This is a genomic window from Endozoicomonas sp. 2B-B (assembly GCF_053470045.1).
Genome location: NZ_JBLZMU010000001.1, coordinates 6,481,169 through 6,499,808 on the forward strand (window position 1 = coordinate 6,481,169; position 18,640 = coordinate 6,499,808).

Sequence of the window (18,640 nt, forward strand, 5' to 3'; positions counted from 1 at the left end):
ACGAAGAAGAGGGGGCAAGCCCCCGTCTGTTTTAACTCTCAATGACTGCAGTTTTACTGTTGTTTTTTCAGCAACCGCTTGAGCGCTCCCAGAGAGTGCAGGTGCGCATAGCTCCAGGCCAGCCAGCCAGCCTTGAACCAGTCATTTATTTTTTCTTCCTGCAACCCGGCCAGCTTTTTCTCATCGATGACATACAGCCCTTCCAGCCTCAGGGGATTATCCTTATCGGCCATGACCTGAAGATTAAAAGGTGAGAACAGCTCCAGCTCACTGCATTCATCACAATAGGCGCGAGTATTTTTGTACTGCTGGTCGTAGTTGTTCAAAAACTGGATGATGTTGTTCAGGGTTTCAGAGTTTTCACCTTCGTCATTAAAGAGTGCCTCACCCTCTTCACCACCAATTTGAGCAGATTCCTTGTCAAAACAAACCGTTCCCTCATCGGTGAGAGCAAAAGGATAGCGTCTGACAAAGGCTGGAACATAACTGTCTTCCCAGCGTCCTTCGCCATCCAGTTGTTTATGGCCGGCATCCATCAGTGAAAGCAGCGCCAGAGGAAAAAAACGTCCTTCATCATCTTTGCTGAAAAGCACAGGCATATCTCGACTGGCTTCAAAAAACTCAATACCCGTCAGAGGTACAGAATTTACACTATCGGTAAATGAATAATCTCCGGAAGATTGGTATCTCAGTGCCTTGTGAAGATCACGATTGAGTGGTGCAGGGTCTTTATAGAAAAGTAATGCTGCCATGCTTGAAGTCCATTCTCGTATAATTCTTGTTTAATCTCATTGGCAAGAGCATTGTCGCACAAATCACGCGCTCTACTCAAACCGTAATACAGGTAGAAGGTCGCAAATACGACTGCAATTCCGTTAAAGACGATGAAAGCCGGACTGGATCAATAATCACAATAAACGAAGAGTCTACAACGGTAGCTCACAAATGGACTCAAAACATTTATTGAAAAACCTCGACATTATCCTCGCTTCTGCATTGGCTCTTGCTTTGATCAATGGCGTTTCAAACAATGCAGTTTATGGTATCTCACTTGAAGAAAGTCTCAGGGAGTCGGAATGGAATCTATGGAAGAAATTTTACGCTCCCCTGGATTACTTGCACACTCTCTTTAACTAACAGCCAGTTTAGATAAAAAGGGCAGAAATGGCGACTATACTGGCAAACACCGCTTTAGAGCTAACTTTGGTTTACCAGTGTTTTAAGGTGCATCAAATGATAACCTGTCATACTCTGTCTCAGTGCTGCCACCAGCAGTTCCAACGCTTCTCGTGGTACCTGCTTTTAGGCCATTTATGTGTTTTGGGATTCCTGGCCAAAGCCCATAGCAACGACCATGAGCAGATAGAAACCTATTATGGCGTGTTGGAGTTTAATCGTGCCCAGTTTCCTCTATTGTCAGAACTGTTGAACAGTCAACCTGTTAAACGACTGAAGAACATTAACCAGTATGGAATTATTCAGCTGGTTGACTCTCAGGGGCATAACAATGAATCTTATACCCGTTATGACCATTCCCTTGGAGTACTTTATCTTCTGAATTATTTCGGGGCTCCTTTTGAGGAGCAGGTCAGCGGGTTGCTCCACGATATATCTCACACAGCATTCAGTCATGTCTCAGATTACCTTTTTACTACAAGCTCTGCAGGAAATCCTGATTACCATGATTCGCTATTTAGAGGTTTTTTAGAAAAGCACGGGCTTGCCTTGATATTAAAAAATCATGATCTAACGCCTGACAACATAGTCCCAGAAAACATTCAATTTACAATGCTCGAAAGAGAGCTGCCGGATATATGCGCAGACCGGCTGGACTACATATTACAAGGCTCAGCCAGAAGGAAGACTTTAACCCGGGAACAGATCGATCAGATCATAAAGTCCCTTCACCATGATCCGTTAACTAACCACTGGTATTTTAGCAGTCAGGATTCAGCCCAGTTACTTGCAGATGCAAGCCTGGAGCTCAACAAGAATATATTTGTCACCGCCTGGGGACGGACACTTTACCAATGGACGACAGAGGCAATCAGACGCATGATATCTATAAATGAACTGACTTTGGAAGATATCAAATACCAGATGGGAGATAGAGAAGTATGGCAGTCCATGCTAAGCAGCGAAGATACAAAGGTTGCCGCTCTTGTCGAAAAAATAAAATCAGCCTGGTACCGGGTTTATGAGACGACTGATGCAAATGAGGCTAGCACAACCTTTGAAAATCTTCGTTGCCGGGTTGTTGATCCCAGGGTAATGGTTTCAGCGAGCTGGAAAAGGCTGTCAGCCCTTAGTCCATCCTTTAAAAGGAAATATCAGGCTGAAATGGAACGTTGTCGGCTCTTTTATGCAGCCATTAAGTCTCCATAAGGCGACAGCACCTCCGGCTGAAATCAGAAAATCCGGAAATCATAATCAAGCCAGACACGCAAATCGTTTTCTTCTTTGTGAATGGCTTTTCGTAATGCCTTATCATTTCGATAAAGACCGTATTTCAGTTTAAATTTCAACCCTTCCAATACAGTCTTCGGAAAGGCATAAACCAGATGAATGTCGTGTTCCTGTTCTGCGACAGCTATTTTTTGGCCGCCGGGGGTGCTAACCTTCATACCGGAGCCATAATGAAATGAATAACCTGCCTTCAGCCCTTTGAGCCAGGATTCTGAAAAATGATAAGTAACACCCATCATCCATGCGGTTTCACCGTCATACAACATATCTTCTGCAGAACCTGAAGTGTTAATGTCCCAGTACCCGTGGGTGTTTGCTCCGAAATCATAATAATAAGCACCGGGTGGAGTGTAAGCATTGCCTGAAGCTTTTACGCTGGATGGTGCCTTAAAATGACTGACTCCTGCACGAAAATGCCATGAACCAGCAGCCAAACCCCCGTGAAGGTTGATAACACTGGCTTTATCGTCAAATAATGGCGAGCCACCCCAGCCTGCACCCTGCCAGAGACGACCACTTTTTTGGGTTTGATAATAACTACCCCCCAAGTTAATTTTGAGATTCTGTCCTGCGTATGTGGTAAACAAGATATCGCCATTGTGTGCCTTTAAAAATTCTTTGGCAAAAGCATTGCGATATTTAAGCCGCAATTCACGCTCTTTGGAAAACTGAAGTGTATAGATCGCTTCAGCACCTATGATGTAATCAATTTTTTCACCGGAAAAGTTCATCAGACTATGAAAACCTGCCTGATTTCTAAGTGACATTTGATCAACCAGAGCAAAACCGATTTCCAGGTTTTCAATCGTGCCTTTGAGATTATACCCATTCCAGTTGCTGGGAACGGTTCTTGAGCTGGAGCCGGAAATCAGTCCGGTACGTAAATTCTGTCGTCCCGCCTTAAAGCTGAGTGATCGGTCTTCGTAAGTTGACGGTAATTTTACTTCGACATAGGCTTGCCCCAGTTTACTGAACCCCTCATTATCACGATTTAAAAGCTGATATGAATAAGCATTCTCTTCGGGCATATACAACTTGACAGCGCTATAGAAACTGGCTCCTAATCCTACTATGTCACCCAGACTGGAACTCAAATCCAGCCATAAGCCTCCCGCCCAAGCTCCAAGTGTCGAGTCTTTTACAGTGTTATCTACATCGTAATATACAGTCCGAAGCTTTCCGCCCAGTGTCGTATTATTAATAAAAGGCGCATTATCTGATAAAGATTCACCCGATAAAACTGCAGTATTCCAAAATCCTGAAGCAAAAAACACTAATGGTTGCAAACCTGATTTTAAGTGCATATTAAAACCTGCTACATAGCTACTGTGGATTGCACAATAGCTACCTTTTGACATTTTAATTACGGTCATACTTGCTTAATGGCAAAACCCGACATCAGGACTGACCGACCAGGATCAATTTCACCTTCGCCAAGATTGGTCAGGTATTAAGGCACTCTGAAAAATGCCTCAGTAATCAGCCGGACCAAGTTTTTTGCCAACAGGTACTTCCGAGCTGTCGGCAGCTTCCTGAGCTTGTGCCCCAGACGACTTTTTCTTTGACCTCGAGAGTTCATTAAATTGGTGCCCTAGTGAGCGGGCTGCGGCAATCCATATAGCAAAAAAGAGCAGAACGATAATAGCTACGTAAGGAGCAATAGCCGCCAGTGAACCCAAATAAATTATTAATATTTGCTGTATGACTGAGCCTGTTGATTTACCGGTCGGATTGCCAATAACATCAACTGCCGCCTTACCTTTCACTTTCTCTTCAGGGTCAAGTGGGATGTAGCTCATTTCCTTGGTGGGATCGAACAAGGAGTACTTGGTCGATTTACTCATGATATTTTGTACACCCCCCAATATGACGGTTAGCATCAATGGAGTGGTGCCCAGCGCCAGAAATAAAATATCGGGTACGATATCCCTGAATAAAACAAAACAAAAAAACAAAGTTCCGGTAATTAATAAAACCACCGGAGTGCAAAGTGCAGCTATTGTCCAGCCAAAGCGACGGATAACATTGTTAGTAAAAAACAGCATCATGGAAATAGTCACAATGCCTGTGCAGGTGGAAAATAATCCCATGAACTGATTGTATTCATGGGGGTTTGGATATTGCATGCGTAGCTGGTTTTTCCAGGTGACTTCAACAATATTGATACAGACACCATATCCAATAACCAAAAGGGCAATACAAAGCAGATATTTTGAATTGATAATATGCATAAAACTTTCTTTCAGGGATAAGGATAATTTTTCCTTATTGGAGCTTGCTATCTCATCAGGTTTATAAAGCCTTGGATCTGTCATCACATACCGGTTGATCCACCAGTAAGTCGCCATAATCAAAATGCCACCAATAGTAAGGACACCCGTCATTAAATTCAGCGAGTAACCCCAGGGGTCAACACCTTCAGCAAGGTTTTCACGAGTCTGTGAAGCAAAGTAGACAAACAGTCCTGCCGTTGGTAATGCCAAATTACCCATCATGCCGAAAAGCGCATAAAATCGTTTGGATTCTGAGACTCGGGTAATATGATTGGCAAAGCCCCAGAACATCAGAGAGAGGCAGACACTTCCCCAAAGCTCAGACATGACGTAGAAAAGAGAAAACGTCCAGTTACGCATAACAGCGATCAATCCCATAAATCCAGGCGGCAAAATACTCTGCAAGTAATCTGCAAACTCTGTTGGATGAAGCATATCCCGAGCGGGATAAAGAACCAGAGAAAAAAAACAGAAAAACAACAGAAAGCTGGATATAACTAAATAAAATAAAGTTCTCCTCTCAAATATATTACTCAGCTTTGCGTATGTAACTGTGAATATTATTGCAAAAGGTACATTCACCCATAATTTTAAAAAAGGTATTATCTCCGCTCCTGAACCAGCACCAGTAACTACCAGAGTGTCTTTCGTGTCTCGCAATATGGTGTAGTTAAAGAGTATCAGGTAGAACATCAGGATCATCGGAAGTAGCTTTTTAAGCTCATAAACGTAGACGGGCCAAAGCCTCGCTCTCCATTTACTGAATTCAGTATTATCTGACATTTTATCGCCTTGTGACTGGTGAATTCTGAGACAAACTCACTTTATCTAGACGAAAAGGTTAAATACGACAACTTTTTTCTAACTATAGTTATTGCAAAAGTGCCGTAAACCCTCGCTCAATTGAGGTTTTCGCAAAAGTTCGAAAACTCATTAATATGATCTCTGTGGGAACGCATTTTTTATTCCTTTCAGTGAAGGTATGGGCTTCCCCGATGGAACCCACAGGGCTTGAGAGCATGGGAACCAGAACTTACGCAACACTTTCGAGAGGGTAGGGGGGCAGTCACGTTACTATGAATATCAACAGCCAATGGTTAAAACTGGTTTTTTCAACCTATCAGGTGACTAATGAACAAAATCACGGTGAACTTGATCATCACGTTCGTGCTGTTTGGTCAATCTGCTTTAGGCACAGAGAAGCAGGATGATGACGATCATCAATTTTACATAACAGATCATTTAAAGACAGGTGTCGCCTGGGGGCTGATCCCCCTTGGTTCAGAGGTAGCGATCACTTCTCTTGATAAGTATCTGGATTCTAAAGGCTATAACTTTCTCTATAAGCTACTAAAGATTCACAGCAATAATGTACAAAGAGCTATGAGCCAACACCTCACTGATAATATCAGTGCCCGCCTCGAAAGTATCAGCTATAAAGCTTTATCGGACAGTCATATAACTAAAAAGACAGACGAACTGCAATCTGATTTGCTCTACCGCTCATTATCAACATTTTCAATATTGAGCCTTCATGCGCAAAAGGCCAGAAAAACCTATTTCCGGCTACTCGACATTATTGATACAGTGTCTTCTTCTGCGAGCCTGGCTATGTCCAGAGGCGATGAAGATCGCGCTGCAGCATTGATGGCATTTAGTGCTCTATCTATGGTTTACCTTCATCCGGAGGCGACAGCCCTTGATGTTTTCGACAGTGTTTACGCCAGCTTCAGCCGGGCCATTGACTGGCGTCAGCATCCTGGCTTCAGATCTCGAGTAACGCACTACCTGAAGGTTATGGATCCACTGATGGAACATTCGGCCACTATGGGTCTCAGGTATTGCGATATGCTGAATCAGTGGAAAGTTGGGAGTATTGATTGCCTTCAATATGAAAACGATGCGATAGATGAGTTAAAAGTGCTTGCCTCTCATTCTAACCTTGAGGAAACAGGGCTTATTAAGTCATTGCTAAAAAGTGTTTCGAAAGATCAAATCAGAACAAGTATTTTTATTTTAGGGGTTTCTGTACCCGGAACTTTCCTTTATTTCGCTGATAAAAAACATATCGCTATTCAGGTGATAACTAAACATTTTTCCAAAATAGTCGGGCTGTCAACCACAAAAGAAAATATGGAACGCTTTGCTTCCCAATCAAGGCGCTCCCTTGAAAACTGGGGTGCTATTAATACTGGGTCATCGGTCAACAGAACATCCGGTATCGCTGAATATACCAACCAGTATTTCAGTACTCTGCAAAAAAAAGCGGGGATGATTCTGGCTGAGCAGCCCAATTTCGCCCGATCAAATAGTCAAAGGGCGATGGAGTTACTGATTATTCACTTTGCGGATGCCTACAGAAACCCCTCTGAAAAAGCCGCTGTTTTAGCCGGTGCCCTGGTCCAGAATTATCGGGAGATCGTTGAAGTAAACGCCCAAGACACACTTATGAGAAGCCTTTTGATAGCTTACCAGCCCATTAAATCGGTATCAGAGGTTAACAAGATCTATAAACAGGTTATAACTCTCGACCCTGCATGTTCTGATTGTGAAGGGTACAAGGAACTCAGCGAAAGCTGGGCAAAGATTTCTTTGGATGGCGCAAAACCTGTTACATCCCATTCAGTGGCAACCAACAACCAGACTGACATTTGCCCTGCAGAAGGGTGTCTACCCGAGGGATTGACTGAACCCGAAGAAGAATCTCCATTTTATTACCAATATTTGCCCAGCAGAGAGACCGTGACTACCGCAACAATACATGGTGCCGCTCTCGGGTACTCAATGATAATGGGGCTAATCAAACCTTTAACCATTGATAAAGTTGATCCAAAGAAAACCGGGCAAAAACATTTCTGGCGACTGGTTAGTTATTATTTCCTGTTCTCAATGATAGAGTTCGGACTTCGTTCAGTGGGTGAACCTGCCATTGTGCATCTGCAAACTGTCGTTAAAAACGGGATAGGCAGCACAACCGGCATTCTTGACCCGGAAGATCAGGAGATTCAGAGCGAGCTTGCTGCCAAGGTGAATGTTGTACACCGGAAACTCAGTATTGAAGCCCAAACCAGTCGCTCCTATAAAATGACGATGGAAGCCATGCTGGTAAAATGCTGGTTACTGGCGAACACACTCTTGACGGATCAGGAGAAAAATTACACTGACTCAGCCAGAGTTGTCGCATACTCTGCTTACGCTCTCAGATATTATCATCCGGAATTTAAAACCAGCAGTAAGGTCATCTCTGCCCTGGCCAACGCACGATTGGGCAATGCTCTGAACATGTTACAACAAAAAAATCTGATGCCCCTTTATGCAAGACAGGTTTTACTCCATCTTGCCGAGCTGGATTCAAACTATGGTGACAAAGCCATTAAGGATAGTTATCTGGATATATTAAATAACTGGGGTATTAAATGTGATCAGGAAGATACAGAATATGCTCAGGATGTCCTGGATTCCTGGGCAGTTTATGGTGAATATATGCTTGGTATAGCAGGCTTTGTAGTGCAGGCGTCCATTAAAGCTTATTTCCACAGCATGGATCTGGTTTCGCGGTCTATAGCTAACTTTTTGGCCAATGTTTTTGAATTCGGAACAACAGATCCTCTCAGAAAAAGAATTTATGCCCATTCCCGCAAGGCCATGTTGAATGTTGCGGCATCCCATAGCGAGGATGAGCAAATGGCAGCAGATTCTGCCAATGAAGAGTTAACGCAGTCTTATCGACGTCAAAAATTCTACTTTGGAAAACCAGAGCTGGATGCCCGCACCCAGCTCGTACAAATTATTACATCTGTCATTCATTGTTTTTCAGAAGCCCGTTTTTTAATGGCTGACAAAGAAACAGACAAAGCGGCTGACCTGATCGCTTCAGCACTGGTTAGAATCGTTTTATACGCTCCGGATTTATCTGGAAATGATATCCATCTGAAAAATGCATTTATAACTCTGACAGCTTCCTATCGTGATGACTTGAATGCTTTGAGCGACAATATTCTCAACAAAGTCAGTGAGCAATTAAAGAGTAAAGCTCCCGTGGAAAGCGATATCTATTCTGACGGAATGATTAAGGTAAAAATGATGCAACAGGCCTGGTCAGAACCTGTGGAAGGTGAAAGTTGACAGCGTAGGTCTTTGGATTATTTTCAAACAGGCAAGGAGCCGTAAAAATCACTCCATGATCGAGATAGGGCGTAGCTTCACAGCTACGCTCACCGGGTAGAAGGAGCTACCAATTGTAGCTCCAACCCCCTCAGATCCCGGCGTGCGGATTTCCCGCACCGGGCTCTTCTGTAGTGGTCAAATAAAAACGGACACCTGATTAAGCTGCTTTTTTCAATTTTTGCTTCTCGAAGTCTACTGGACTCATATAGTCCAGATAGGAATGCAATCTGTTATTGTTGTAGAACAAAATGTAATCAATAACATGTGCCTCTACTTCTGCCCGAGTATCATAAATATAATGATCCGTTCTTTCCCTTTTCAGGCTGCCAAAGAACCGCTCCATCACAGAGTATCCCAGCAATTACCCTTGCGACTCATACTACAGACCATCCCATACTCCCTGAGTTGATTCTGATACTCCAGAGACGCGTACTGGCTGCCACGATCTGAATGGTGCATCACACCATCTCCAGGCTTTCTGCCCCAGTAAGCCATTCTCAAAGCTTCCAGGGGCAGCTCTGTCGTCATACGGTTACTCATCGACCAACCGACGACTTTCCGCGAAAACAGATCAACGACAGCCGCCAGATAAACCCAGCCTTCACGAGTCCAGAGGTAGCTGATATCAGCTACGTATACTCTGTCGGGTGCTGAAACTGAAAACTCACGATTCAAAAGGTTTGCCGCCACTGGCAGTTTGTGTTTGCTGTTGGTTGTCACCTTGAATTTTTTGACCACCCGAACCCGCAGGCCAAGCCGTTGCATCAGGGTTTTGGCCTGATAACGCCCTATGCTGTAACCTTTTGAACGCAGGGCTTTCGCCATTCGACGACTTCCATAAGAGTCACCTGATTGAGCAAAAATCTCTCGGGCATCTGCCTCCAGGCGAAACATCTCCGGGTCAATCTGTTGATTTTTTGCCTGTTGTTTATTCCATTCGTAGAAGCTGCTGCGACTAACTTTTAGTGCTTTGCATAGCGTTACGACAGGATAGGCCTTCCTCTCCCGCCGTATGAAGGCGTATCTTACAGCTGGTCTTTCGCAAAGAAGGCCATGGCTTTTTTTAAGATTTCCTGTTCCATTTTCAGCTGTTTGTTTTCAGCTTCAAGCTCTTTGATTCTCTGCTGTTCAGTCGTCAGGGCCTGATGGCCTTTGCCGGGGAAAGCCAGCTCTTTCTTCTCTTCACTGAGTCGAACCCAACGACGGAGGTTAGTCGCACAAATTCCTAGACTTCTGGCGACTGCTGTAGGCACTGAGCTTGTTCAGTAACCAGTTTTAAAGCTTTGAGTTTGAATTCCTGAGAATAATGTTTTCGCGTTGCCATTATGAACCTCGTTACTGGTTGCACTATTGTGCTTAACGAGGTGTCCGGTGTCATTAGACCACTTCATTGAGGACCAGCCGAAGGGCGAATTCCTTAATGGATGACATGGTTCTCTCCATGGAATAAAACTAAAACAGTTGAGGAGCGACATCAGTGTCGTGAAAAGGTGGTGGGTGTGGATCTGCAGACTGATAGCCGTCTTACGCCTGAAATGTTTCAGAGATATCCTGTCTCCCCATAATCCGAACAATCAGGACATAATCTTCCTGAATTTGGTAATAAATGGAGTGAGAACCGTACACACTCATACGGTATCCCTTGCGGATATGCTCCACTGCCGGGTAGTGAAGTGGAAAATTCGCTAATTCTGTCAAACGGGCCTGCAAGCTATCGTGGTAATGAATTGCCTGATCCAGACCAAAGTTATCAATGCCAAACTCAAGGATACGTCCTATATCCAAAGCAGCTTCATTTGATAGCTTATAACTCGCCATTTTTACGTTTTCGCTCCAGTACCTGGGTCACTATGTCTTCAGGAGTTAATTCGCTGATACCACTGTTTTCTCCTTTGATCAGTGCTTCACGAATCGCTTCAAGTTCACTTTTTCTGGATCGGGCTTGTCTGATCAGGTCATTAATGACATCGCTTTTACTACTGTATTCTTTGCTGTCAACCTGAGCCTTGAGCCACTCATCGTTGGGCTCGGTAAACGTGATGCTCTGTCTGGGCATGAGACTCTCTCCTTGGTTCATATATGCACCATATTAGCACCAAAAAAGAAAAGTGCACCTCGTTTATCACACAGATTTTGTATTGCCCATCAAAAAGGAACACGTGGAAATTTTAGCGACTAGCCCGCCAGATCCAGTTGCATGAAAGAACTCAGCCCATTCCCTGAAATCGACGTATCCGCCAGCACATCGACTTGTAGGGGAATGCTGGCGAAGTCATCCGAGATAAAGCCCAGATTCTGTACCGGAGAGAACTTCACTCGATGTACTCTGATATTGAAGGGCAACCCCTCCTGAGCATCATTCAACCCTTTCATAAACAAGGTAAAGTCTCGCCCGGACTCTACGAGGGCTTGTACCGTATTAGCCTTAAGTGGGGTGTAACTGACCTTGATGCCCTGGTCATCAATACCACCACCTTCAATAACCTGAATGCCAGATTTCATCAGTTGGTGGTCGTCACCTTCTACCAATACGGTATCCGGGCTGTCTTTTACCGTAATGGTCTGATCCAAATCAGGTAAATGCTCAAAAGGAATCAATTCACCCGCCACACCAAAGGTTTCTTGCGCTTCATCAGTCACCGGCGTGATAGAAGCCTCAATAACACTGCCTCGAAGTGCCAGGGAGATATTACCAGCGGTAAAAAAAAAAATAGGACATCCATATAAAAACAAAATGAAAAAAAATAGGACATCCAAAAAAAATAGGACATCCATATAAAAACAAAAAAAATCAAAAAAATAGGACATCCATATAAAAAAATAGGACATCCATATAAAATAAACCGTAATAAACACCGCCCAAAAGCCGCGAGCCCAACAGTCCATCAAGCTCTGACAGCCACTCAAATGAGGATATTAATTGTTTATCAAAACAAACAACAAGCGAATCACTCAAAAAGAGGAAAAGTCAGAAATAGCAGAGCTCCCCAGATGACAGGAGCAACAAATAACAACGGAAAAGTCGGGCAATCAGCTTACGCCATGAAATAAACGACTACAGGTAAACAACCCCTGTACCCATTGCCGCCCCATTTCCCGAGCAAAAGTCTTCATGGCTTCCAGCCTGCCCACTGCGCGATAGAAGCGGTTATTCCATCTCATGGTTTTGAGCCATTCATTTGAATCAATTTCCAGTTGGCTCAGAATGGGTGGGATATCTGAAGGGATTGAACCTTTCTTATCAGATCGGACTGCACGCCCACTCCAGTCAACCAGCTCAAGATAATCGTGAAGTATATAAGGCAACGCCTTAGCCGGATTTTGCCCCTGTGATCGAAAAGGCATAAGGGGGACTGGCTGCTTTCGGGTATCAGAACCTGCCAAATTTTCAATTCGTTCCTGAATCGACGTGTAGTCTGATCCTTCTGGAGTTTCCGACATTTCGGCACGGAGCGGATTCAGGTCAACATAGGCCATGCAGGTTAACAATGCTGCCTCATCCAACAACGCCTGACTTTTAAACCGTCCTTCCCAGAAGCGACCTTTGCAGTCATCTTCCTGGTTAGCCTCACGGGCAAGATATTCGTTCAGGCAACGCATGAACCAGCTGATATTCGTTAAACGATTTCGATATTCTTCAGCAAATTCGTCCACACGAGTCAGTTCCGAATGACTCAGCTGGTCAGCAGCAAGATACCTCTGAACCAGAAGCAGCCCTGTGAAAAGCCTTGTCCATCGACTCAAAATTTCATCTCTTCCCCACTCTCTGGCAGGTTTCTCATTGATATGCAAAACCACATGGTAGTGATTAGACATAACAGCATAGGCACAGACTTCTATAGAAAAGATTGAAACCAGTTCTCTGAGCTTATCTACAATCCACTGCCGACGGTGCCCGTAGTTCTTGCCCGTCAAATAATCCTCTCCACACAAATACGCTCTGCGCACGCATCGAGCTGTACAGTGATAATAAGGCGTGGAACCTGGGTCGATCAAAGAACTTCGTGCACAGGAATAACCTCTCCTGCCGGAACTAAATATCAGCGACAGGGAAAAACTGGGCAAGCTGGCTTATTTGTCAAATATAAGGGTGTTCTTTTTTCTTTATTGCATAACATTAATAGACTAGTATACTGGTCTATATAAACCAAAAAAAAGAGGCTACTCAAATGCTTGAAGAAATTGGCTCTTATGATGCCAAAACCAAACTCCCAGAAATTCTTCGCCGTGTTGAGGCTGGAGAAGCTTTTACTATAACAAACCGTGGCAAACCGATTGCTGACCTCATCCCCAGTCGAGCAAAAAGTCGTTTGAAGGCTCAAGCAGCCATCAATAATCTACTAAAGATGAAGAAGCCAACAATATCTGATGTAGATTTGAAAGCTCTTCGTGAAGAAGGTCGCAGATGAAGACAGACTTCGTGTTAGACAATTCTGTAACAATGCGCTGGCTATTGAAAACAGAAGATACTTCTGATCAGCAGTATGCCGAAGATGTTATGGCAGCACTGGCTTCGGTTGATGCAATTGTCCCAAATCTCTGGCATCTGGAAGTGTGTAATGTAGTGTCTCGGTCAGAGCGCAGAGGTGATATAGACATTGCCCTGTCTGAAGGTTTTCTTGCTCAACTGGAAAATCTGCCTATTTTCGCCGATCCATTAACGTCTAATCAGGCGTTTAGTCGAACACTGGGGCTTGCCAGAAATTACAATCTCAGTAGTTATGATGCAGCCTATTTAGAATTGGCTATTCGTGAAGGACTGCCACTTGCTACTCTGGATGATGCACTAGCGAAAGCTGCAAAAAAAGCAAATGTGAAGCTATATCTCGAAGGTTAAGGCTGATTATGTTCCGCAACAACCCAAAAGCCGCGAGCCCAGCAGTCCATTAAGCCCTGACAGCCTCTCAAATGAGGATATTAATCGTTTACCATAACAAACAACAAGCGAATCACTTAAAAAGGGGAAAAATCAGAAATAGCAGAGTTCCCCAGATGACAGGAGCAACAAACTAACAACGGAAAAGTCGGACAATCAGCTTACGCCATGAAAATAAACGACTACAGGTAAACAACCCCTGTACCCATTGCTGCCCCATTTCCCGAGCAAAAGTTTTCATGACTTCTAGCCAGCCCACTGCCCGATAGAAGCGGTTATTCCATCTCATGGTTTTGAGCCATTCATTTGAATCAATTTCCAGTCGGCTCAGAATGGGTGGGATATCTGATCGGATTGAACTTTTCTTATCGGATCGGACTGCAAGCCCACTCCAGTCAACCAGCTCAAGATAATCGTAAAGTATATGAGGCAACGCCTTAGCCGGATTTTGCCCCTGTGATCGAAAAGACATACAGGATAGACGCAGACTTCTATAGAAAATGAAGCCCTTTCCCCTTGCTCTGGTCTGAGCAGAAGAAGGCTTTGGGGGTATCGGAAGATTGACTCACTCCCTCCCTGCCTCAAGCGACTTTGAGTGTCACTGAAAGACCCAGTTTTTGTAGCATGTCCACCAATGCATCAATGGTGAACTTGCTGGCCTTCCCTGTCATCACATCAGAGACTCTGGGTCTGCTCACATTCAACAACCGTGCAGCTTCTTCCTGCTTCAGCTGGCGATCTCTGATGGCCTTTGTAATTTCTACCATCAGTTGAATCTTGAGATCCGCCTTAATTTTACCCTCAGCTTCCTCTTTCAGTTTCTTTGCTTCTTCAGGGGAAAAGCCCAGGTCGGCAAAAACGTTGCCACCTGTTGGTGTCGTATGTCCGATGTTCTTAATACTCATCCGTCCTTCCTCCTTTTGCTCCGTTCTGCCAGAACCTGCTTGTAACGGCGAGCTGCTACTTGCTTGTCGTGCTTACTGGTTTGTTGGGTTTTCTTTTGAAAACTGTGAAGCACGTATACAGCTTCCTCAAACTTGGCCAAATACATCACTCGAAAAGCACCACCTTCTTCCGAGATGATAATTTCCCTGACACCCGCTCCCACTGTCTTGAAATCCTTCCAGTGTTCAGGGTCAAGATCATGCTGTACCCGGCTTAATTGATAACCCGCTTCTCGCTTGGCCATACCCAGGAATTCAAGCAGGTCTTCCAGGGAGCTACCCATCCAGAAAATCTGCTTTTCGTTATCCAACAGCTTAGCACTCTGTATAAAATATTGTACACTTTAGAACAAATACAGTTCCTCTGTGGAGAAAAAAAGCAGTAAAAAATAATCAAAAAGTTCGCCGACAACACCCCGCCCACACCGCTATAAAAGTGCAAACCCAACACCCGTCCCAGAAACTAAAAAACACCTTCAAATCACTGATTATAAAGAGGAAATCAAGTAACGTACTTCAAAGTAGCCGAAGTACGTTATTTAGAGAGGAGAGAGAAAAAACGGCCCAAATATGGCCAAAAATCGGCTTTTTCAGGAATTTTCCAAGTACGCAGTTATAAGACAGGGGATGATTATCAAACAAACAGAGAGCCAGAAAAAACCACCCCCCAAAACGACAAAAAGCCCTATAAAAATAGGGCTTTCTGAAGATGGCGCGCTCGGTAGGATTCGAACCTACGACCGCCTGGTTCGTAGCCAGGTACTCTATCCAGCTGAGCTACGAGCGCGTAATACTAAATTGTTCACTGGCGGTGGGTGGGGAACCTTCGGCATGTCTTTCTGATAAAACCTGGTTTTGACTCTTCAATAGAAACGACACGTATGCTGGAATAGAGAGGATAGAGGAATTATGCACTTTCTATAAGGTGTCCTTAGAAGCAAAAATGATCGATCAGACCAAAGTAAGAAAGCTGAAGATCAGGGTTAGCCGGTCAACCCGTGATCAGCAAAGCCCCGAGGACATAGAGCTCAATCCTAAGCGACCTTAAGCTAGTAACGAGCCGTATATTAATAAGCAGCTTAAGGTGAATGAGGCAACATTGTTGAGAAAGGCCGCGAAGATCACCGAAACTTATTCGCAAGTTCCCTAATACAAATATGTACTGTTTGCGAGAAACACTAAAATATATGATAAGACTCCCTGTATATTCGTAGAGTTAAAACAAGCAGAATCAAAATCACTTGAGTAGTCTACAACCGAGCAATATATTTCTATGAATTCTGCATTCTTAAAATTTGGTCTAGTGTAGTGCGTCGTTCTTTTTGCAACTTAACCGGCGATTAGCCCGAACGACTTTTTCTAAGATATCATTTGCCTTAGCAGTCCAGATAAACGGCTTTGGATTTTGATTATGCTTTTCAATATATTCATCAATCGCACTGACTAGCTGTGGCACACTGACAAACACACCACGGCGTAAACGCTGACTCGTGAGATCCCGAAAAAATCTCTCAACCATGTTTAACCATGATGCTGACGTTGGCGTAAAGTGCATATGAAAACGAGGATGTTTTTCCAGCCATTCTCGCACCTTCGGGTGTTTGTGAGTCGCATAGTTGTCGCAAATCAGGTGCAGCTCTTTGTCTTTTGCCGTTTCCCTATTTATCTGTTTAAGAAACTTCAACCATTCCACATGGGTATGACGCTGCTGGCACTGACCGATGACAGCACCATCAAGTACATTCAGTGCTGCAAAGAGAGTGGTTGTACCATGTCGTTTATAATCATGAGTCATTGTTGCGGCACGCCCTTTCTTCAACGGTAAGCCAGGCTGTGTTCGATCGAGTGCCTGAACCTGACTTTTTTCATCACAGCACAGCACCAACGCATGTTCAGGAGGAGACAGATAGAGTCCGACAATATCTTCAAGCTTCTCCACAAATTTCGGGTCTCGGGACACCTTGAATGTCTTTTCCAGGTGAGGCTTGAGGCCATATGCATGCCATATCCGGCGAACACTTCTCTCACTGATACCGCTAACAGCAGCCATAGTTCGGGTGCTCCAGTGAGTGGCATTTTCCGGAAGGGTGTTTGTGGTCAGACTCACAATCTCAGCAGCATCAATCTTCTTTTTACGGCCACTGCGAGCTCGATCCTGTTCAATCCCGGAGAAGCCTTCCTGAGCATATCGGTCACGCCAGCGGCTGACCTGATGACGACCGATCTTCAGTATTTGCGCAATCTCAAGATTGCTTTTTCCTTCTGCAGAGAGAAGAACAATCTGGGCACGGCGGGCCAAGCGAAGAGGGCAAGTATTTGATGAAGTAATCTTTCTGAGTCGTATTTCTTCAGAAGCATCAAGTATTATCTCTGTGGCAACTCGCATAGTAAAAACAGGCAGTGGTTGGAATAACATCCATAGTAGACCGTTAGGAGTCTTTATGTACTGTTAATTAGGTCGCACTACACTAGCTATTTCTTTGAGCTTTTATCTTTTGACTGCTCAGTCAATGGAGACTGTTCGAATGATGGGAGAATTCGAAGGCCATTATCTTGCTTTATACGGTAAAATAAAAACTGGCGACCTCAGAAAAATTAAAAGTTACATTAAGAGAGAAGGATATCCAGATGTGATATTCATCAATTCACCTGGTGGCGATGTTAATGAAGCAATAAAAATTAGTAGTTTCTTCAGGGATACTTTCCTTTCCATAGCTCCAGTAAAACAGTGCGACAGTGCTTGCTTCATAGTTTGGGCTGGGGGGTATAATCGAATGTCTAATAGTCTTTTAGGCTTGCATAGGCCACATTTTCAAAAAGAATACTTTAAATCTTTAACTTATGATGAAGCTAAAAAAGAATATAAAAATTCACTAGAAAAAACCAAATCTCACCTAATTGAAATGGATATCCCAGTAAAAATAATTGATAAAATGATGTCAATTGAGTCTAGTGACATTTATTACTTGAGCAATAAAGAAGTCGAAGAAAACATTAGCAGATATCCACAAATACAAAGAGAGTGGCTTATTTCTAAGTGTGGAAACCTTTCAGACTCTGAAGAGCAAGATTTAGAAGATATTCGGAACTACGATATTTGTAGCTCCACTGATCTATTTGAGTGTAGCGCCCAAATCATCAAAAAGACTCAAAATTTTTCAAAAGGATATAAGAAATTTCTTTTTAATAAATCAGCTGATATTTTCAATTGTGAAAGTGATGCAATTGAAAGTGTTAGAACTAACATACAGCTTTAAGCGCTTATAACAAGGGGTTTTAGTTCGATCCGGGCTAAAGCCCATTCTCCCGACGGGCCGAAAGGCAGTTCATGGCTCAGCCCAGAGTTATGTATCAGTACGCCCAATCCAGTGTATACTCAACCTGCTATACACCTTCATCATGCATGTGGCAGTCATGAAAGCTCCCATTATCATATTTGGATTAGTCGTTTCTCTAATTTCACCAGTGAAAGCAGCAAATGTATCTGGCGACGATATTAGTAAAGCACAATCAAACATGTCCAAGAGGCTCTTGGATGAAGCATACTCATTAACAAAGAAGATGGATATAAGTGAAGAATATGTTATTTTCTGTAATTTAGAATTATATCTCCATACATATCAGCACCCTGTAAACGGGCAGTTGCCATTTGGCATAAATTATAAGAGCATAAAAACCTCAGAATCCCTTCAAAAAGTAATATATGTTAGAGAAGTCTACGAGCGCTCATTTATGAAACTTTGTCTATCAAAGGCAAAAAACGAGTTAAAAGGCGCTGATACTAGGCCATAGCTCATAACTAGAGAACTTGCGAATAAGCCTCTCCAATGTGCGGTAATCTCAATCGGAGCAATACCAGCGAACAGCCTGAAGAATGATATCCTTGTGAAAACGGCGACCTGAAAACTTCGTAC

18 protein-coding genes, 1 tRNA gene and 1 pseudogene are annotated in these 18,640 nt (G+C 43.6%); 7 read left to right on the plus strand and 13 right to left on the minus strand.

Translation table 11 applies throughout. The features are described from left to right. Positions 1-53 precede the first annotated feature (53 nt). Positions 54-752, minus strand: coding sequence for a SapC family protein (locus ACOMHB_RS22940; protein ID WP_422135460.1), 699 nt, complete (start codon positions 750-752; stop codon positions 54-56). A 193-nt stretch (positions 753-945) separates the two neighbouring features. Here ACOMHB_RS22940 and ACOMHB_RS22945 point away from each other — a divergent pair, with 193 nt between their 5' ends. Beyond that, on the plus strand, positions 946-1,137 hold the full coding sequence (locus ACOMHB_RS22945; RefSeq protein ID WP_448218370.1) for a hypothetical protein: 192 nt from the start codon (positions 946-948) through the stop codon (positions 1,135-1,137). A gap of 27 nt (positions 1,138-1,164) precedes the next feature. Further along, the gene (locus ACOMHB_RS22950; protein WP_448218371.1) at positions 1,165-2,385 is read left to right on the plus strand and encodes an HD domain-containing protein; all 1,221 of its coding nucleotides are present in this window, start codon (positions 1,165-1,167) and stop codon (positions 2,383-2,385) included. Between the two features lie 23 nt (positions 2,386-2,408). Here the strand turns inward: ACOMHB_RS22950 and ACOMHB_RS22955 are convergent, their stop codons facing one another. Together ACOMHB_RS22955 and ACOMHB_RS22960 are read right to left on the minus strand one after the other, a co-directional pair. Continuing rightward, positions 2,409-3,770 carry an OprD family outer membrane porin gene (locus ACOMHB_RS22955; RefSeq protein WP_448218372.1) on the minus strand — a complete coding sequence of 454 codons (1,362 nt, stop codon included), beginning with the start codon at positions 3,768-3,770 and terminating at the stop codon, positions 2,409-2,411. A gap of 168 nt (positions 3,771-3,938) precedes the next feature. Beyond that, entirely contained in the window at positions 3,939-5,522 is a 1,584-nt protein-coding gene (locus tag ACOMHB_RS22960) for an NTP/NDP exchange transporter (RefSeq protein ID WP_448218373.1), read from the minus strand. A 348-nt stretch (positions 5,523-5,870) separates the two neighbouring features. On the opposite strand from ACOMHB_RS22960, the gene ACOMHB_RS22965 reads away from it, so the two are divergent. Continuing rightward, positions 5,871-8,864, plus strand: coding sequence for a hypothetical protein (locus tag ACOMHB_RS22965; RefSeq protein WP_448218374.1), 2,994 nt, complete (start codon positions 5,871-5,873; stop codon positions 8,862-8,864). Between the two features lie 199 nt (positions 8,865-9,063). Here ACOMHB_RS22965 and ACOMHB_RS22970 read toward each other — a convergent pair. The 5 genes and pseudogenes from ACOMHB_RS22970 to ACOMHB_RS22990 all read right to left on the minus strand — a co-directional run bounded on the left by ACOMHB_RS22970 (position 9,064) and on the right by ACOMHB_RS22990 (position 12,821). Continuing rightward, a pseudogene (locus tag ACOMHB_RS22970) lies at positions 9,064-10,230 on the minus strand (IS3 family transposase). 200 nt (positions 10,231-10,430) lie between these two features. Beyond that, positions 10,431-10,724: a type II toxin-antitoxin system RelE/ParE family toxin gene (locus ACOMHB_RS22975; protein ID WP_448218375.1), complete on the minus strand. Its 294-nt coding sequence runs from the start codon at positions 10,722-10,724 to the stop codon at positions 10,431-10,433. Continuing rightward, positions 10,711-10,962, minus strand: coding sequence for a ribbon-helix-helix domain-containing protein (locus tag ACOMHB_RS22980; RefSeq protein WP_422138992.1), 252 nt, complete (start codon positions 10,960-10,962; stop codon positions 10,711-10,713). The genes ACOMHB_RS22975 and ACOMHB_RS22980 overlap by 14 nt, the downstream gene beginning before the upstream one ends. A 119-nt stretch (positions 10,963-11,081) precedes the next feature. Beyond that, the gene (locus ACOMHB_RS22985; RefSeq protein ID WP_448218376.1) at positions 11,082-11,663 is read right to left on the minus strand and encodes a phage tail tube protein; all 582 of its coding nucleotides are present in this window, start codon (positions 11,661-11,663) and stop codon (positions 11,082-11,084) included. A gap of 273 nt (positions 11,664-11,936) precedes the next feature. Then, positions 11,937-12,821, minus strand: a complete 885-nt coding sequence (locus ACOMHB_RS22990; RefSeq protein ID WP_448218377.1) for a transposase — start codon at positions 12,819-12,821, stop codon at positions 11,937-11,939. A gap of 254 nt (positions 12,822-13,075) precedes the next feature. On the opposite strand from ACOMHB_RS22990, the gene ACOMHB_RS22995 reads away from it, so the two are divergent. Together ACOMHB_RS22995 and ACOMHB_RS23000 are read left to right on the plus strand one after the other, a co-directional pair. Further along, complete coding sequence (locus ACOMHB_RS22995) at positions 13,076-13,315, plus strand: type II toxin-antitoxin system Phd/YefM family antitoxin (protein WP_422138996.1); 240 nt, start codon at positions 13,076-13,078, stop codon at positions 13,313-13,315. Further along, positions 13,312-13,743, plus strand: a complete 432-nt coding sequence (locus tag ACOMHB_RS23000; RefSeq protein WP_422138997.1) for a type II toxin-antitoxin system VapC family toxin — start codon at positions 13,312-13,314, stop codon at positions 13,741-13,743. Before ACOMHB_RS22995 ends, ACOMHB_RS23000 begins: the two co-directional genes overlap by 4 nt. 172 nt (positions 13,744-13,915) lie before the next feature. Here ACOMHB_RS23000 and ACOMHB_RS23005 read toward each other — a convergent pair whose 3' ends face one another. From ACOMHB_RS23005 to ACOMHB_RS23025, 5 genes are all read right to left on the minus strand, one after another. Continuing rightward, positions 13,916-14,254: a hypothetical protein gene (locus ACOMHB_RS23005; protein WP_448218378.1), complete on the minus strand. Its 339-nt coding sequence runs from the start codon at positions 14,252-14,254 to the stop codon at positions 13,916-13,918. Positions 14,255-14,363: 109 nt separating this feature from the next. Next, the gene (locus ACOMHB_RS23010) at positions 14,364-14,687 is read right to left on the minus strand and encodes a helix-turn-helix domain-containing protein (protein ID WP_422138999.1); all 324 of its coding nucleotides are present in this window, start codon (positions 14,685-14,687) and stop codon (positions 14,364-14,366) included. After that, positions 14,684-15,010: a type II toxin-antitoxin system RelE/ParE family toxin gene (locus ACOMHB_RS23015; protein ID WP_422413097.1), complete on the minus strand. Its 327-nt coding sequence runs from the start codon at positions 15,008-15,010 to the stop codon at positions 14,684-14,686. Before ACOMHB_RS23015 ends, ACOMHB_RS23010 begins: the two co-directional genes overlap by 4 nt. Positions 15,011-15,436: 426 nt before the next feature. Continuing rightward, positions 15,437-15,513, minus strand: a tRNA-Arg gene (locus tag ACOMHB_RS23020). Positions 15,514-16,026: 513 nt separating this feature from the next. After that, positions 16,027-17,112 (minus strand): IS630 family transposase, encoded by a 1,086-nt coding sequence (locus ACOMHB_RS23025; protein ID WP_448218589.1) that lies wholly within the window; start codon positions 17,110-17,112, stop codon positions 16,027-16,029. Positions 17,113-17,251: 139 nt separating this feature from the next. Here ACOMHB_RS23025 and ACOMHB_RS23030 point away from each other — a divergent pair, with 139 nt between their 5' ends. Both ACOMHB_RS23030 and ACOMHB_RS23035 read left to right on the plus strand, forming a co-directional pair. Continuing rightward, the gene (locus ACOMHB_RS23030; RefSeq protein WP_448218379.1) at positions 17,252-17,983 is read left to right on the plus strand and encodes a hypothetical protein; all 732 of its coding nucleotides are present in this window, start codon (positions 17,252-17,254) and stop codon (positions 17,981-17,983) included. 157 nt (positions 17,984-18,140) lie between these two features. After that, complete coding sequence (locus ACOMHB_RS23035; RefSeq protein WP_448218380.1) at positions 18,141-18,518, plus strand: hypothetical protein; 378 nt, start codon at positions 18,141-18,143, stop codon at positions 18,516-18,518. Positions 18,519-18,640 lie beyond the last annotated feature (122 nt).